Annotated in this window: 2 pseudogenes; both read left to right on the top strand. The window is 64.1% G+C overall.

The features are described 5' to 3' along the window. Positions 1-5 precede the first annotated feature (5 nt). A pseudogene (pstB, locus tag BSK43_RS00055) lies at positions 6-735 on the top strand (phosphate ABC transporter ATP-binding protein PstB). Between the two features lie 94 nt (positions 736-829). Further along, positions 830-1,124, top strand: a pseudogene (locus tag BSK43_RS00050) (PhoU domain-containing protein); the annotation flags it as partial.

The following is a 1,124-nucleotide window of genomic DNA, read 5'->3' as shown; positions in this document are numbered from 1 at the left end:
CCGGGCTGAACCTGTTCTACGGCGCCAAGCAGGCCCTGTTCGACGTCCGGATGAACATTCCGAAGCAGCGCGTGACCGCCTTCATCGGCCCGTCCGGCTGCGGCAAGTCGACCCTGCTGCGCTGCTTCAACCGGATGAACGACCTGGTGGATGGCTGCCGCGTCGAAGGCGAGATCCGCCTCGATGGCCACAACATCTTCGCCAAGGGCGTCGACGTCGCCGAGCTGCGCCGTCGCGTCGGCATGGTGTTCCAGAAGCCCAACCCGTTTCCCAAGAGCATCTACGAGAACGTGGTCTACGGCCTGCGTATCCAGGGCATCAACAAGAAGCGCGTGATCGACGAGGCCGTCGAGTGGGCGCTGAAGGGGGCCGCGCTGTGGGGACGAGGTAAAGGATCGCCTGCACGAGTCCGCCCTCGGCCTGTCCGGTGGCCAGCAGCAGCGCCTGGTGATCGCCCGGACCATCGCGGTGGAACCGGAAGTGCTGCTGCTCGACGAGCCGTGCTCGGCGCTGGACCCGATCTCCACGCTGAAGATCGAAGAGCGGATCTACGAGCTGAAATCGAAGTTCACCATCGTCATCGTTACCCACAACATGCAGCAGGCCGCGCGGGTTTCCGACTACACGGCGTTCATGTACATGGGCAAGCTGATCGAGTTCGGCGACACCGACACGCTGTTCACCAACCCGGCGAAGAAGCAGACCGAAGACTACATCACCGGGCGCTACGGCTAGCGGCGCGCCCGGAGGCGCGGCGACACCGCCGCCTCCGGCGTTCTCCGTAGCTCGTGGATGTCACCGTCGCAGCGGCTCCAGAAGGATTTCCCACATGATCAACAAAGACAGTCTCACCCATCACATCTCCCAGCAGTTCAACGCCGAGCTGGAGATGTGCGCAGCCACCTCCTGGCCATGGGCGGGCTGGTGGAAAAGCAGGTCAACGACGCGGGTCAACGCGCTGATCGACGCCGATTCGGGCCTCGCCCAGCAGGTCCGCGAGATCGACGACCAAATCAACCAGATGGAGCGCAACATCGACGAGGAGTGCGTGCGCATCCTCGCCCGGCGTCAGCCGGCGGCCTCCGACCTGCGCCTGATCATCAGCATCACGAAGTCGGTGATCG

This window comes from Rhizobium sp. P44RR-XXIV, assembly GCF_001999485.2.
In the GTDB taxonomy this organism is placed as follows: Bacteria; Pseudomonadota; Alphaproteobacteria; order Rhizobiales; family Rhizobiaceae; genus Rhizobium.
The sequence above is the reverse complement of the archived record's forward strand: the minus strand, read 5'-3'. Positions and strand labels throughout refer to the sequence as shown.